Annotated in this window: 14 protein-coding genes and 1 tRNA gene; 6 read left to right on the top strand and 9 right to left on the bottom strand. The window is 68.3% G+C overall.

Annotated elements, in window-relative coordinates; translation table 11 throughout:
* Positions 1-147: 147 nt before the first annotated feature.
* Both AB0B94_RS00535 and AB0B94_RS00530 read left to right on the top strand, forming a co-directional pair.
* Positions 148-570, top strand: a complete 423-nt coding sequence (locus AB0B94_RS00535; RefSeq protein ID WP_357268369.1) for a hypothetical protein — start codon at positions 148-150, stop codon at positions 568-570.
* 13 nt (positions 571-583) lie between these two features.
* The gene (locus AB0B94_RS00530) at positions 584-1,033 is read left to right on the top strand and encodes a SitI3 family protein (protein WP_357266652.1); all 450 of its coding nucleotides are present in this window, start codon (positions 584-586) and stop codon (positions 1,031-1,033) included.
* 388 nt (positions 1,034-1,421) lie between these two features.
* On the opposite strand, the gene AB0B94_RS00525 is transcribed toward AB0B94_RS00530, so the two are convergent.
* Together AB0B94_RS00525 and AB0B94_RS00520 are read right to left on the bottom strand one after the other, a co-directional pair.
* The gene (locus AB0B94_RS00525) at positions 1,422-2,204 is read right to left on the bottom strand and encodes a hypothetical protein (protein WP_357266649.1); all 783 of its coding nucleotides are present in this window, start codon (positions 2,202-2,204) and stop codon (positions 1,422-1,424) included.
* Positions 2,205-2,491: 287 nt separating this feature from the next.
* Positions 2,492-3,697, bottom strand: coding sequence for a hypothetical protein (locus AB0B94_RS00520; protein ID WP_357266646.1), 1,206 nt, complete (start codon positions 3,695-3,697; stop codon positions 2,492-2,494).
* Between the two features lie 443 nt (positions 3,698-4,140).
* Between AB0B94_RS00520 and AB0B94_RS00515 the strand changes: the two genes are divergently transcribed.
* A tRNA-Arg gene (locus AB0B94_RS00515) sits at positions 4,141-4,213 on the top strand.
* Positions 4,214-4,429: 216 nt separating this feature from the next.
* Here AB0B94_RS00515 and AB0B94_RS00510 read toward each other — a convergent pair.
* Both AB0B94_RS00510 and AB0B94_RS00505 read right to left on the bottom strand, forming a co-directional pair.
* A complete protein-coding gene (locus tag AB0B94_RS00510; protein WP_357266643.1) occupies positions 4,430-5,029 on the bottom strand; it encodes an ATP-dependent Clp protease proteolytic subunit in 600 nt (199 codons plus the stop codon).
* A gap of 136 nt (positions 5,030-5,165) precedes the next feature.
* Positions 5,166-5,663, bottom strand: a complete 498-nt coding sequence (locus tag AB0B94_RS00505; protein WP_357266640.1) for a helix-turn-helix transcriptional regulator — start codon at positions 5,661-5,663, stop codon at positions 5,166-5,168.
* Between the two features lie 342 nt (positions 5,664-6,005).
* Here AB0B94_RS00505 and AB0B94_RS00500 point away from each other — a divergent pair, with 342 nt between their 5' ends.
* Positions 6,006-7,019 (top strand): potassium channel family protein, encoded by a 1,014-nt coding sequence (locus AB0B94_RS00500; RefSeq protein WP_030329269.1) that lies wholly within the window; start codon positions 6,006-6,008, stop codon positions 7,017-7,019.
* Between the two features lie 110 nt (positions 7,020-7,129).
* Here AB0B94_RS00500 and AB0B94_RS00495 read toward each other — a convergent pair whose 3' ends face one another.
* A complete protein-coding gene (locus AB0B94_RS00495) occupies positions 7,130-7,609 on the bottom strand; it encodes a MarR family winged helix-turn-helix transcriptional regulator (protein ID WP_357266637.1) in 480 nt (159 codons plus the stop codon).
* Positions 7,610-7,691: 82 nt separating this feature from the next.
* On the opposite strand from AB0B94_RS00495, the gene AB0B94_RS00490 reads away from it, so the two are divergent.
* Positions 7,692-8,336 (top strand): NAD(P)H-dependent oxidoreductase, encoded by a 645-nt coding sequence (locus tag AB0B94_RS00490; RefSeq protein ID WP_357266634.1) that lies wholly within the window; start codon positions 7,692-7,694, stop codon positions 8,334-8,336.
* Between the two features lie 64 nt (positions 8,337-8,400).
* Here AB0B94_RS00490 and AB0B94_RS00485 read toward each other — a convergent pair whose 3' ends face one another.
* The 3 genes from AB0B94_RS00485 to AB0B94_RS00475 form a co-directional block, all read right to left on the bottom strand.
* The gene (locus AB0B94_RS00485) at positions 8,401-9,435 is read right to left on the bottom strand and encodes a 2-oxoacid:ferredoxin oxidoreductase subunit beta (RefSeq protein WP_357266631.1); all 1,035 of its coding nucleotides are present in this window, start codon (positions 9,433-9,435) and stop codon (positions 8,401-8,403) included.
* Positions 9,428-11,275, bottom strand: coding sequence for a 2-oxoacid:acceptor oxidoreductase subunit alpha (locus tag AB0B94_RS00480; RefSeq protein ID WP_357266628.1), 1,848 nt, complete (start codon positions 11,273-11,275; stop codon positions 9,428-9,430). The genes AB0B94_RS00485 and AB0B94_RS00480 overlap by 8 nt, the downstream gene beginning before the upstream one ends.
* 280 nt (positions 11,276-11,555) lie before the next feature.
* Positions 11,556-13,037 (bottom strand): hypothetical protein, encoded by a 1,482-nt coding sequence (locus AB0B94_RS00475; protein ID WP_357266625.1) that lies wholly within the window; start codon positions 13,035-13,037, stop codon positions 11,556-11,558.
* A 129-nt stretch (positions 13,038-13,166) separates the two neighbouring features.
* On the opposite strand from AB0B94_RS00475, the gene ndhC reads away from it, so the two are divergent.
* On the top strand, positions 13,167-13,544 hold the full coding sequence (ndhC, locus tag AB0B94_RS00470; RefSeq protein ID WP_091394827.1) for an NADH-quinone oxidoreductase subunit A: 378 nt from the start codon (positions 13,167-13,169) through the stop codon (positions 13,542-13,544).
* Between the two features lie 67 nt (positions 13,545-13,611).
* On the opposite strand, the gene folP is transcribed toward ndhC, so the two are convergent.
* Positions 13,612-14,481 carry a dihydropteroate synthase gene (folP, locus tag AB0B94_RS00465; protein WP_357266621.1) on the bottom strand — a complete coding sequence of 290 codons (870 nt, stop codon included), beginning with the start codon at positions 14,479-14,481 and terminating at the stop codon, positions 13,612-13,614.
* Positions 14,482-14,521 lie beyond the last annotated feature (40 nt).

Raw genomic sequence — 14,521 nt, 5'->3', positions numbered from 1 at the left:
AGCCCCGCCCCTCATACCACCGACAGCCCATCCCCGACGACCCCCACCCCGGGCGGCACCCTCTCCACGGACACTGACGCAGGAACCCCGTGGACCAGGCGTCCCACCGGCTTGCTCGGCGGGTCACCTGCCGGACGTCGAACCCGGATCTCCGCGAACGAGAAGCCGCGGGAGCGGCGTGCCCTGGAGTTGGAGAACGAGTGTGCCGACAGGGTCGCCGGCAAGGGGTACCGGGTTCACCAGAACCCCACGAGGCAGGAGGTCGCGGACGCGCGACGCGAGACCGGGGATTCTGGGAGGCCGGAAAAGGCACCCGACTTCCTCATCGAGGGGCATGTCTTCGACTGCTACGCGCCCACTGCCCCTGTGCCGCCCCGCGCCGTCTGGAGCGCCGTGTCCAGGAAGGTCGACACGGAGCAGACCCAACGCGTGATGTTGAACCTCCACGACTGGCGAGGAAACCTCGCCGCCCTGCACAAGCAGTTCCACGACTGGCCCGTAGCAGGGCTCAAGGAACTGGCGGCGGTAACGCGCGACGGTGCGATCATTCAAATCATCCGGCGAGACTGACGAAGGGGTGCAAATGGCTGTCGAGTACCGGTTGACACTGGCGGGCGACGTTCCACTGGAGCAGTTGGCGGAACTGGCTGCTCCCGGCGCAGTCGAGAGGTCCACGGCGTCCGGCGGCAGGATGCTCAGCGCCGACCTAAACGACGAGCACGGGTACGTCGTGGACATCACCGGCGGAAGGCACGGCTACTACAGCGCCGAGGACGACGATGGCGCTCTGTGGGAATGGGAGCCGGAGACCTACGTCGACATCAGCTTCTACATGCGCAAGGACACCCTGGTCGACAAGGGCAAGCCCCACATGCTGGCAACCGTGGCCAGAATCCTCGCCGGCACGACGGAGGACTCCGCCCTGACCCTCAACGGCGACGTGCTCATGCTGACACGCGTCGTGGGCACCTTGCAGAAGCACAACACCGACGGGTGGTACGACGAAGACTACGACAGGATTCTGCACCCCTGACGGGCGTGCGTCCTCGGCTGGACCCACCAAAGCCACTCGCCCACTACTGATACCCGACCGGAAGTTTCTCACCGCTGCTGCGGATCGGCGACATCCGACAGGCCAGTGGCATCCACGCCCGCCGCCCCGACCGAATCGTTGCCCTACGCCACGGCGTCTTGGTAGCTACCGGGCCGCCGCGACGCCTCTACCGCCAGCGGCGGTTCGCCGCCCAGGATCCCGGATGAGACTCCCGGCCATAAAACCGCCGACCAACGCGGCACCGATGCCGCAGCCTCGAGGGGACCTGTGGCTCGGATGGCAGCATCATCGCGGCAGAAGAGTACGCCTTCCGCCTCCAGGTGCCGGCGGCCCTCAAGCGCGTCGAGCCTCTCGGCGGAGGGCGCCGCTACGAGTCCTCGAAGTCATGGTCAGCGGCCTGCTGGATAGCATACTGGACTAGGTCGTCTACATGAGCGAGGAATTCCGCCAGCTCGGTCGCGGTTGGTAAATCTCTTCCCTGCGGATCCCCGTATCGAGCAGACGGTCGAGCCTCTAACAGATGTCTCATTGCCTTATACCAGTCAGGTGTACCGTTTCCGACGTGCGTATAACTGTTCAACCAAGCCTGGCGTGCGCCATGAGAGTTACGCCCTTTGTGCATAACATTTTGCAGGGAGGCCATGGCCGTTATCGCTAGCTCGCCGGCTGCCAGTGCTGTCTCGACCGAAGGCCCAATCCGGCCTGACGCCAGTGCCTCGCATCCGGTCGCCAGAAACTCCTGCGCTCGGTCCAGCAGTTCGGCCGCGCGGTCGCGGTTGTATCGGAAGTCGAACGCCACCATGATGCCGCTACCTGGGAGTAGGGCAAATGCGATCCACCCGGCGCTAGGCGGGACGTTAGCAGGACGCAGCGCTGACACCTGCTCGACATTCTTCGTGGTCACTGGTTCACCCACTGCTACAGCCCCGCGTACCTTCGCTTTAGCCACCAGCTCGGCTTGATCGTTCAGCAGCACTTCCGGCGCACCGTTGGGATGGAGTATTACTACTGCCTGGGCGATCTGGTTACGAGAGACATCTAGGTTGCTCCTCTCGATATGCGGCAAGATCCAGAGCGTGAACATTTGATCGATCAAGTCACCCGCACGAAGTGCAGGGTTAGCTGCCTCGTCTCGCTTCGCGTCACTCACTGCACAACCGTAGACGGCGGCAGGCCCTCACGTCCATGGTGTTTCACTCCGTCTGAGATCCGCTTATGCAGTTGTCGAAAGTATGCACATAGGGATCGCGCGACCAAAGCAGGTCGAGTTCGATCAGCGGGGTGATCGGGTCGGCTGCGGAAGACCAAAGACCGCTCGCATCGGCATGAGCGTGCGTCGGGCCGGATCCGACGTGCGTCACGCCGCAGGACGGCTCACCGCCGACTGGCGCGCGGTGGGGCAGCATGAAAGTGAGCTTGAATAACTGGCGTTAGGGATCATTTCGGAAGTGCTGCAGTTCCATGCTCTAGATGAGACGGAGGCCCGGCTCTCTTAAGTCGCCTAAATCCCCTGGGCAACGATTCGCTGCGGACAGCGAGCAGGTACGAGGAAGTGCTTGCCTGCCTCAATCCGCGCAACTCGCCGGCAGTCCGCACTGCTGATTGACTAATCCCGAAGGCGAATCCGGCACCTGTTGCAACTGCGGTGAGCATGTTATTTCCGCCAGCAAATTCACTAATTGCTGCGGCCGCGATTGGCGGCATGGCTGCCTGGGTCGATATAACTCCAAAGCATGCGTTTAGTCGACTTTGCTTTAGCGACTTTTGTAATTCGACAATTCCAGGGTAAACCTCCCGCTCGTACTTAACGGCTAGGATTTCCTGGAGGGCGTCGGCGTTGATCACGCCGGTCTCGCCCGATAAGAATGAGCCGGTGCTGACTTGTTGCATGTAATTCTGGAATGCAATCAATTCAGCCCGATGTTTGGATCTTATGCCTACGATAACGTCCGCAGAGAGACGATCAGACGCTGCCGGCAGCACTGCTCGTACGGAAGCCATTCCCAGCAGCGCCGACAGATCTCTCCCTAGATCAACGGTTGGCAACTGGCCGTCTGGCCGGAGGAGTGTCTGATGAAGGGTGTCGTCAGTCCAGCTGAACGCACCTACCAGTGGGGAATGATAGACACTCATCGGTTCTGCGAGATTGGTCCGCGCGAGGTCGTCCAAGAGCATGCTGTAGTAAATGCGGCCAAGATTGGACGCGACCAGCAATCGATCCCACATTTGGTACAGGTTCTTCTTGAAGGATCCTATCCCTTCGTCGAGGACCGCCTCTCGAAGCGTGTCCGGAATGAAATCGTTGTAGATCCCGAATGTTCTTACCATTCCTTTGGCTGGACTAAGTCCGTCAAATTTCATCACCCCTCTTAGCTCCTCCCCCCATCGGCGAACAGCGTCGACCAGCGCGGACGCGGCTCGGCGCTTGTCGTCGCGCGAGAGCTGAATCTTACGGACTATTCCATGGTGTACGAGACCGTTAAGCAGCCTTTCACACCTAACGGAGGTGGGCAATGGGGGCAGGGGGTAGGTAGACTCGTCTGACACCCCTGGAGTGAGAACGACGAGCCGATCGAAGTACAATGCGCCCGAAATCAAGGAATCCTCATTGATGTCGCGCTGCCTTATGAAGCCTGTGGCCATCGACAAATTATAAGAAATGATGTCAAGCTTAAGATGGGGTAGCGGCGCCTGTTAAGAAGATCGTCGCCGTACTGATCTGTAAATGCACTCAACTCGGCATGAGCGGACGCTCGGTGGGGAACGTCGTAGTCGGTATCACGGCGGAGTCCGAGCGCCCCGGGGTTAGCACCCCGTGGCCCTCCGGCGGCGACGCTGAAGGCGTGTATGGACGGAACGTCTTTGATCATCGATGGTGTGCGCGGTGTGTGCTCTCCAGCGGATGCCAACCCGGGTGAACCGGTGCCAACGCGGGTCACCGCGGCCGACCGCCGGTCGCAAACCGGGGTTCGTGTGCTCGGCGTGTGGTCCTGGGCTGGGCGAACAGGGGTCCGGGGAACGTGGGTAAACGTGGGCCACTCCCTGCCACCCCAGGTGAACCCCAGGTCGCTAGACTGGGCCCTCGCGCCCTCGTAGCTCAGGGGATAGAGCATCGGTTTCCTAAACCGTGTGTCGCAGGTTCGAATCCTGCCGGGGGCACCTCAAAGATCAGTGGGCCAGTCAGACGGCGTGGATGAGTTGACTCCGTGTAGCCCCGGAGCGGCGGCCCGAGTGCCGCGGACCCCGCTGTTGAGGTTGAGCGCGGCCAGGTGCAGGTGCTGGCTGCGGTACCCGTCCACGTGCTGGATCGTGACGGTGTGCCCGCCCGTACCGTTGTCAAGGTGCTCTGGCGGTACCGCGGCCACCAGACGTTGATCAGAGTGTCGGCAGCTGTTCGGCTCGGGTGACCACCTGGTCGATGAGGCCGTACTCCCGGGCCTGCTCGGCGGTGAACCAGCGGTCCCGGTCCCAGTCACGCTGGATCTCGTCGAGGGTCCGTCCACTGTGCTGGGCGATCAGCTCCTGCATAGTCCGCTTCACGTGCAGCATGTTCTCCGCCTGGATGGTGATGTCGGCAGCGGTGCCGCCCATCCCGCCGGACGGCTGGTGCATCATGATCCGCGAGTGCGGCAGCGCGTACCGCTTGCCGGCCGCACCCGCGCAGAGCAGGAACTGCCCCATCGAGCCAGCGAACCCGAGCGCCAGCGTCGCCACGTCGTTGCGGACGTAGCGCATGGTGTCGTAGACAGCCATTCCCGCGCTCACCGAACCGCCCGGCGAGTTGATGTAGAGGTAGATGTCCCGGTCGTCGTCCTCGGCGGCGAGCAGCAGGATCTGCGCGCAGATCTGGTTGGCCGACTCCTCAGTCACCTCGGTGCCGAGGAAGACGATCCGTTCCCGCAGCAGCCGCTCGAACACGTGATCACCGAAGGACGGCTGCCCGCCCTCCAGCATTCGCACGTTGTACCCGATCATGTGTCGTCGCCTTCCGCCGTGCCGGCGGGTGGTGGGGACCGCCCGGTGGACCGGCCCTTCCAGCGTGCGGGCGACGGCGCCGGCGGCCCAGTGATTCTGCCGCCGGCAGATCCGCCGACGGCAGAACCCGCGCGGCCTACGCGGCGGTCAGCCGCCGCAGGCCCAGCCGGCTTTCTGCGCTGTCAGCAAGGGCTGCGGTACGCGGACCGGGGCGCGAGCCACCAGCGGAGGCTCTTTCGACGATGCTGAGGGTCGGCTCGCTCGGGACCGGCCCGTGGTGCAGGACGAACCCGCCGACACGTGGTCCCACCAGCAGGGTGGCGTTGCCGATCTCCCGGCGAGTCGCATCGACCCGCTCCAGCTGGGTAAGCGCGGCGCGCGGCGCGGCCGGGAGGCGGGGCTCGACCCGCCGCATGTCGTCGCGGGCCTCGCCGAGCAGGTCGGCGAGGCTGATGCCGAGCGCTCGGCAGATCGCCGCCAGCACCTCCGACGAGGCCTCCTTCCGACCCCGCTCGACCTCCGAGAGGTAGGGCACCGAGACGTCGGCTGACGTGGCCACCTCGCGCAGTGTGCGGCCCTGACGCTGGCGGTGGCGGCGCAGCACCCCGCCGATCACTCGTCGCAGTAACGACATGCGGGCCTCACTTTCGCGGTCGTCGTCGGGAACCCCCCCATCATGCCCGTCGTCGGTCGTCCGGACCGACCCGTCCGGGCCCGCGCCGACCGCAACCGCCGCTCGTCGATCGGCCGCCGCCGCACCACGCGGTGTATTCGTCGTCGGTCTCGGCTCGCCGTCTGCCGCTCGTTGTCACGAGGGTCGCGCCCCTCCGTCTGTCGGCCCGCACCGGTTCTCGTCGTCGCCTGGTAGGCGGGTGCGGGAGCGTTGCCGGTTGTCCGCCGCGACCCGGGCGTACGGTCGACCGCCTACCCGCTATGTTGTGGGCGTGCAGGCGACGGTGGGGGAGCAGGTTCGACGGTGATCCATTTTCCCGCACAGCGCCGGGGCCCACTGAGCGCGCTGAGCCTTCGGCTCGCCGCCGCCCTGGGCCTGGTCTTCGCCGTGGTCGCCGCTGTCTATCTGGGCCGGGACGGCTACCGCGATGTCAACGAGGACGGCCTCACCCTGCTCGACTGCTTCTACTACGCCGTCGTGTCGCTCTCGACCACCGGCTACGGGGACATCACCCCGGCCGCCCCGTCGGCCCGGCTGGTCAACGTCCTCTTCATCACCCCGGCCCGAGTGATCTTCCTTATCATCCTGGTCGGCACCACACTGGAAGTTCTGACCGAGCAGTACCGGACCGGCCGTCGCCTGTCGCGGTGGAGGAGAGCCGTGAAGGACCACGTCATCATCTGCGGCTACGGCACCAAGGGGCGCAGCGCTGTGTCCGCCCTGATGGAGAACGGTCTGGACCGCTCGCGGATCGTGGTGGTGGAGCGCAGTGCCGCCGCGCTGCGGCAGGCCACCTCCGCTGGGCTGGTGGCGATCGAGGGCTCGGCGACCCGGTCGTCGGTGCTGAACGAGGCGCACGTCAAGAGCGCGAAGGCCGTGATCATCGCGACCGACAGTGACGACGCGTCGGTGCTGGTCGCGCTGACGGTGCGGCAGCTCACCGCGGGACAGGTCCGCATCATCGCGGCGGCGCGGGAGGCGGAGAACGCCCCGCTGCTCAAGCAGAGTGGCGCGCACCATGTGATCGTCTCCTCGGCCACGGCGGGCCGGCTGCTCGGCCTGTCCACCTCGGCGCCGCCGCTGATCGACGTGGTGGAGGACCTGCTCACCCCAGGCCAGGGCATGGCGCTGGCGATGCGTTCCGCCGAGCGGGACGAGGTGGGTCGCTCGCCGCGCGAGCTGGAGTCGTTGGTGATCGCCCTGGTGCGGCGGGGCAAGGTGGTCACCCTGGCCGACCGGGCCGGCGCGGTGATCGAGACCGGCGACATGCTGGTGCACGTCCGCGACGACCGCCCCCAGTCGGCCACCACCGCCTGATCGTCCCGCCTTCCGGTGTCCCGGCGTGACGGCTCGGCCCCTCGGGGGCGGCGTGCTGGCCGCGCCGCTGTCGGCCGGTGTGCCGGCTCCGCCGCTGTGCTGACGCGGCGTCAGCAGGTGTCGTCGGCGACGCAGATCGCCTCGGTGCAGTTGACCGTCGTGCCGGTGGAGGCTCGGCTGAGCAGCTCGTAGAGCGTCTCCCGCTCGGTGGGAGTCAGCGCCCCCAGCACCTCGTTCTCGGCGCCGGCCAGGGCGCATTCGGCCTCGCTGAGGCGTTTCGCACCGTCTTCGGTGAGCTCGACGACGTGTCGGCGGCGGTCCTCGGGGGAGCGCCGCCGCTCGATCAACTGCTCGGCCTCCAGGTCGTTGAGCAGCCCGACGATGTTGGTGCTGTCCATTTCCAGGATGGTGGCGAGCGCCTGTTGACCGGTGCCACCTCCGGCGCGCAGCACTGTGAGCGCGACCAGGTGCCGGGGGCGTAGCCCCAGCGGTGCCAGCACCGACTCCGACCGCAGCCGCATCCGCCGGGCCAGGTGGTCCAGGAGTGCGCCCGAACGGTGCTCGGAGGAGTCGAGCGGCTGGGCGGACATGTGACCCAGTCTACCGACTCAGCGGAACATCGGCCTGCTATAAATAGTTGGTGCTTCACAGACTATTCCTGAAGGGGGAATAATGCACCTACTGCATATCGACTCGAGCATCCGCGGTGACTGGTCGATCAGCCGGCGGCTCACCGCCCGCGCTGTCGACGCGTGGCGTGCGGCGCACCCGGACGGCACTGTGGCCTACCGGGACCTGGGCGCCGAACCGCTGCCGCACCTGGATTCGGAGGGCGGCCTCGCCCGGATGACGCCACCGGACCAGCACACGCCCGCCCAGCGCGAATCCTGGGAGCTCAGCGAGCGGTTGGTCGACGAGGTGAAGCAGGCCGACGTGGTGCTGCTCGGACTGCCGCTCTACAACTTCGGCGCGCCGAGCAGCGTCAAGTCCTGGGTCGACCACCTGATCGTTCCCGGCCTGGCGTACGACCCGACGACGCAGGAGGGCCTGCTCGGCGGACGCGAGTTCGTGGTGCTGGCCACCCGGGGTGGCGGCTACGGCGAGGGCACCCCGCGCTACGGCTGGGACCACGCCGAACCGTGGCTCCCGCACGGCCTGTCGATGACCGGCATGGAGCCGCGCTTCATCAGCGCCGAGCTGACCCTGGCCCCGTCCGTGCCGGCGATGGCCGAGCTGATCCCGCTGCACGAGGCGAGCCTCGCGGCGGCCGAGAAGGAGATCGACAACCTCTGGACGCCGGCCACCGCCCAGCGCTGAGACAGCCGGTACGACGAGAGCGGCCGCCCCGATCGGGGCGGCCGCTCTCGTCAGTGCGGACCGGTCAGTTGATGGTCCAGGTGTCGCCGCTGCCCAGCAGGCCGGCGAGCTGCTGCTCGGGGGTCTCGGTGACGGTCGCCTTGGCGGCCGCGAGCTGAGCCTGCACCACGCTGTCGTAGGACGGTCGGTCCACCGAGCGGAACACCCCGATCGGGGTGTTGCGCAGATCCAGGCCGGGCAGCCGGGACAGGGCGAAGGCGTACGCCGGGTCGGTGACAGTCGCGTCGTGCACGACGATCTCCTCCGGGCGGACCGAGCTGGTGTCCCGGACCTCCAGGCCGAAGCCGCCCGGCGGGTGCACCACGCAGAACCGCCCGTCGGCACCGAAGGTGATCGGCTGCCCGTGCTCCAGCCGGATCAGGTAGTCGTCCCGGGTGGACGGGTCCTTGAGCTGCTCGAACGCCCCGTCGTTGAAGATGTTGCAGTTCTGGTAGATCTCCACGAACGCCGAGCCCTCGTGCTCAGCGGCGGCCCGCAGCACCGACTGGAGGTGCTTGCGGTCGGAGTCGATGGTGCGGCCCACGAAGCTGGCCTCCGCGCCAAGGGCGAGCGAGAGCGGGTTGAACGGGGCGTCCGCCGAGCCGGCCGGCGTCGACTTGGTGATCTTGCCGACCTCGGACGTCGGAGAATACTGGCCCTTGGTCAGACCGTAGATCCGGTTGTTGAACAGCAGGATCTTGAGGTTGACGTTGCGCCGCAACGCGTGGATCAGGTGGTTGCCACCGATGGAGAGCGCGTCGCCGTCACCGGTGACCACCCAGACCGACAGGTCCGGCCGGGACACCGACAGGCCGGTCGCGATCGCCGGGGCCCGACCGTGGATCGAGTGCATCCCGTACGTGTTCATGTAGTACGGGAAGCGGGACGAGCAGCCGATCCCGGAGACGAAGACGGTGCGTTCCCGGGGGATGTTCAGCTCCGGCATGAACTGCTGGATGGCTGCCAGGATCGCGTAGTCACCGCAGCCGGGGCACCAGCGCACCTCCTGGTCGGACTTGAAGTCCTTCGCGGTGAGCTTGACGGCGACGGGCTCAGACATTCTTCAGCACCTCTTCCAGCGTCGTCTCCAGCTCGGTGGCCGTGAACGGAAGGCCGCGGACCTGGTTGTAGCTGATCGCGTCGACCAGGTAGCGGGCCCGGATGACGTGGGCCAGCTGGCCCAGGTTCATCTCCGGGATGACCACCTTGTCGTACGAGCGGAGCACCTCACCGAGGTTCGCCGGCATCGGTGCCAGGTGCCGCAGGTGCGCCTGGGCGATCGAGAGGCCGCGCTGGCGGACCCCGCGGCACGCCGCACCGATCGGCCCGTACGTCGAACCCCAGCCGAGGACCAGGACCCGGGCGTCGCCGTCCGGGTCCTCCACCTCGATGTCTGGCACCGGGATCGTCTCGATCCGGGCGGCCCGGGTGCGCACCATGAAGTCGTGGTTGGCGGGGTCGTAGGAGATGTCACCGGTCTTGTCGGCCTTTTCCAGACCGCCGATCCGGTGCTCCAGGCCCGCGGTGCCGGGGATCGCCCACGGCCGGGCCAGGGTCTCCGGGTCGCGCAGGTAGGGCAGGAAGGTGGTGCCGTCCTCGCCGTTGGGCTTGGTGGCGAACTCGACCCGCAGGTCGGGCAGCGACTCCACGTCCGGCAGCAGCCACGGCTCGGAGCCGTTGGCGACGTAGTTGTCGGACAGGAGGATCACCGGGGTGCGGTAGGTGAGCGCGATCCGGGCCGCCTCCAGCGCCGCGAAGAAGCAGTCCGACGGTGACCGGGGCGCGATCACAGCGACCGGTGCCTCACCGTGCCGACCGTAGAGCGCCATGTTGAGGTCGGCCTGCTCGGTCTTGGTCGGCATGCCGGTCGACGGGCCGGCGCGCTGCACGTCCACGATCACCAGCGGCAGCTCCAGCGCCACGGCTAGGGAGATCGTCTCGCTCTTGAGCGCCACGCCGGGGCCGCTGGTGGTCGTCACGCCGAGCGACCCGCCGTAGGAGGCTCCCAGCGCGGCGCCGACGGCGGCGATCTCGTCCTCGGCCTGCACTGTGATGACGCCGAAGCGCTTGTGCTTGCTCAGCTCGTGCAGGATGTCCGACGCGGGCGTGATCGGGTACGCGCCGAGGAAGACCGGCAGCCCGGAGCGGACCCCGGCGGCGACCAACCCCAGCGAGAGCGCCGCGTTGCCGGTGATGTTGCGGTACGTGCCCGGCTTCATCTTGGCCGGCTTGACCTCGTAGCGGACCGCGAAGTCCTCGGTGGTCTCGCCGAAGTTCCAACCGGCCTTGAAGGCGGCGACGTTCGCGGCGACAAGCTCCGGACGGGCCGCGAACTTGCGCTCCAGGAAGCGCAGCGTCGACTCGTAGGGCCGGGAGTACATCCAGGAGAGCAGGCCGAGCGCGAACATGTTCTTCGACCGCTCAGCGTCCTTCTTGGACACCTGATGGGCGGCGAGCGCACCGACAGTCATCGAGGTCAGCGCCACCGGGTGCACCACGTAACCGACCAGCGAGTCGTCGTCCAGTGGGCTGGTCTGGTAGCCGACCTTGGCGAGGTTGCGCTTGGTGAACTCGTCGGTGTTGACGATGATGTCCGCGCCGCGCGGCAGGTCGGCCAGGTTGGCCTTGAGCGCCGCTGGGTTCATCGCCACCAACACGTTCGGCGCGTCGCCCGGCGTGAGGATGTCGTAGTCGGCGAAGTGCACCTGGAAGCTCGACACGCCGGGCAGGGTGCCGGCGGGTGCCCGGATCTCGGCGGGAAAGTTTGGCAGTGTGGAGATGTCGTTGCCGAGCTGCGCCGTCTCCGAGGTGAACCGGTCGCCGGTCAGCTGCATGCCGTCGCCGGAGTCACCGGCGAACCGGATGACCACCCGGTCGAGTTGACGGATCTGCTTGGTCACTGTGCCACCTTCGTTCGCGACTGCGGGGCTTGCCCGGCCACGGAACCTCCCTGACGCAACGCTTCACCGCACCGCCCCAGGCTGGTCCGGCCGCTGTCGTTCCTCACCTGAGAGCCTACGTCTAAGGGAGCCCTAACCATCCCCGGAGGTCCGCCGACTGGGACCGGATTGGGGCGTGAAATGCCCGCGTTTGCGGGGTTACGCACCGCCCGCCGTAATTCAGATCACCACCGACTTGCGCCGACGACCCCGGCCGCGCGGGGCCGGGGTCGTCAGTCGATCAGTCGGCGGGGTTGGGAGCGGGCTCGGACGGCGGGCCGCCGAGCCGGCGGCGCAGCGAGGTCGTGGCCAGCGTGAGAGCCAGCACCACCAGCAGCGTGGAGACCGCGATCAGGATCACCGCGGTGCGCTGCACCGAGGTCAACCCACCGTCTCTGGTGCTGGCACCGGCGGGCAGTACGCCCTGTGAGCCGGTCGGCGCGGGCGGGGAGAGCACTGGCGTGGCCAGCGCGGCCGCCGAGGTGATCCGGAAGCTCATCTGCACCCGACGGGTCGGGCCGCTGCGTGGATCGAGCTGACCGATCACGGCCCCGGACAGCGGCGCCTCCCGCTGCGCCTGCGGCGTCGCCTCCACCGGCAACTGCACCTCTGCGGTAGTGCCCGCCAGCACCAGGCCGGCGTCGCAGCGGGTACGCGTCGGGTCGACAGCCACGCAGCCGAGCGGTGGGGTCGGCACTGTCACCCCGGCCGGCAGGACGACCTCGACCCGGCCGGCGGCGTCCACCGCGCCGGTGTTGCCCAGCCGGAGCGTGAGGGTGCTGGGGCCGCCGCTGATGTCGAAGGCCACCTCGTCGGCGGCGAGCGCGATCCCGGGCACCGGCGGGCCCGCCGGGAAGAGCACAGCGAAGCCCTGGTCGTCGGTCGCCTCCCCGGCCGCTCCCGGCGCGTCCGCGATGACCTGGACGGAGCCGCTGAGCGGCATCTGCTTCCACGCTGTGCCGGCGACCCGCAGCCGCAGCATGGTGCTGAACCGGACGCCCGCTCCGGCGGTCCAGGCACCGCATCGGTACGTCCCACCACCGGCGGCGGCGCAACCCTTCGTGCCGGCGTCGGTCAGCCCGGAGGGCAGCGTGTACGAGAGTCGGATCTGTTCCGTAGTGGTGCCGGTGTTGTGCACGGTGACCTGGAGGGTGGCGGCCGTGCTCGCCGTGTTCCAGTACGCCTCGGTGAGGGTGACGTCGCCGGTGGTGACCTTCACGCCCAGCGGGCTCTGCGGCGCCGGCGCCGAACCCGGGGCGGGCGGGCGGACCGTCGGCGCCGGCGGTGTTGGCGGGGCCGGAGGCGCCGTCGGTGGCACCGGGGGAGCCGGGGTGGGCGGCCGGGTGGTGCCGCCCGGCGCGGGCGCGCTGGTGGTCGGCGCCGGCGGCGGGACCTCCGGGGCGGTGGTCACCGGCGCCGGTGGCGTCGTCTCCGGTGGTGGCGCGGCGGTCTCCGGTGCCGGATCGGTCGGCTCCGGTTCACCGCCCGGGTCTTCGGTGGGGGTGGGCTCCTCCGCCGGTGTGGTCGGGGGCCCCTCGCCTCCCGGCTCGTTGACCGGCTCGGCAGTCGTCGCGACCGGCTCCGCGTCCGGTGCGGCGGCGCTGGCCCAGGCCGGCCCCACGGCGAGCGCCGTGAGCAGGCCGAGCGCGAGCGCGGTCGCCAGCAGGGGCGTGGAACGTCGCCCCTCCGCCCGGTTACCGGGCGATGCCTTCACGCGGGCCATCTGTCCTCCGGTGACATGGGTGGGTGTCCAATATTCGGTAACAGTTGCCCCGGTGCACTAGTCCCATCTGGAAACAAATCCGTAACGTGTTTGGGACGGCCCGTCCGGGCGGACGGTAGGCTGCCGACTGTGAACGGATACCTGGGCTCGTACGCGACGCTCGGGCTCCTGCTGCTCGCCAGCGTTCTCTTCTTCGTTACGGCGTTCTCGGCCAACCGGGTGTTACGCCCGGCGCGTCCAGCCGACCCGCCGGGCAAGCGGGCCAGTTACGAGTGCGGGCTCGACCCGGTCGGTGCCGACTGGGCGCAGATGCAGATCCGCTACTACGTGTACGCCTACCTCTACGTGCTGTTCGCTGTCGAAGCGGTGTTCCTCTTCCCCTGGGCGGTGGTCTTCGACCGGCCGGGCTTCGGTCTGGTGACGGTGGTGGAGATGGCGGTGTTCGTGGCCGTGCTCGCGTTGGGCATCCTCTACGCCTGGCGTAGGAACATCCTCCGCTGGACCTGAGCGCCACTGCCTCCGGCGATCGTGTCGGTCCGACCGCCCGTTCGCTGGCGGTTACGGCGACGACCGGTCAGGCTAGCCCCCGGCGGGTGGCGGTGGGCGGGCGGTCGCCTCGGATCGAGGCCACCATGTCCAGCACCCGGCGGGTCGGGCCGACCTGGTGGGCCCGGAAGACCCGGGCACCCAGCCACGCCGAGACGGCCGTCGCGGCGAGCGTCCCCTCCAGCCGTTCGGCCACCGGCAGCCCCAACGTCTCACCGATGAAGTCCTTGTTGGAGAGCGCCACCAGCACCGGCCAGCCGGTAGTGGTCAGCTCGTCCAGTCGGCGGGTGATCTCCAGCGAGTGCCGGGTGTTCTTGCCGAAGTCGTGCGCCGGGTCGATGAGGATGCCGTCGGGGCGTACCCCTGCCGCTACAGCTCGCTCGGCGAGCCCGGTCACCGTCGCGACCACGTCGGCGACCACGTCGGTGAAGGCGGCCCGGTGCGGCCTGGTCCGCGGCGTCAGCCCGCCGGCGTGCGAACAGACCAGACCGGCGCCGGTCCGGGCGGCCACCCCGACCAACGCCGGGTCGACGCCCGACCAGGTGTCGTTGAGCAGGTCGGCCCCGGCCGCCACGGCCTCCGTCGCCACCTCGGCGCGCCAGGTGTCGATGGAGATCACCACCTCCGGAAACGCGGCTCGGACGGCGGCGATGGTGTCCACCGTGCGCCGGATCTCCTCGGCGACGTCCACGTCCGCGCCGGGGCCGGCCTTGACGCCGCCGATGTCGATGATGGCCGCGCCCTCGTCCACCGCCCGCTCCACGGCGCGCAGCGCGCTGTCGGCGGCGTAGGTGGCCCCGCGGTCGAAGAACGAGTCCGGCGTGCGGTTGATGATCGCCATCACCACCAGCTCGCCCGGGGCGAACGTGTGCCCACCCAGCCGAAGCGCCCCGGCCATGCCCGCCTCCTGGAAGTTCGCGCCGTCGCCGCCGCGCCGG

It is taken from the genome of Micromonospora sp. NPDC048986, from assembly GCF_040649335.1.
In the GTDB taxonomy this organism is placed as follows: Bacteria; Actinomycetota; Actinomycetes; order Mycobacteriales; family Micromonosporaceae; genus Micromonospora; species Micromonospora alfalfae.
This window is presented reverse-complemented; position numbering and strand designations above follow the sequence as displayed.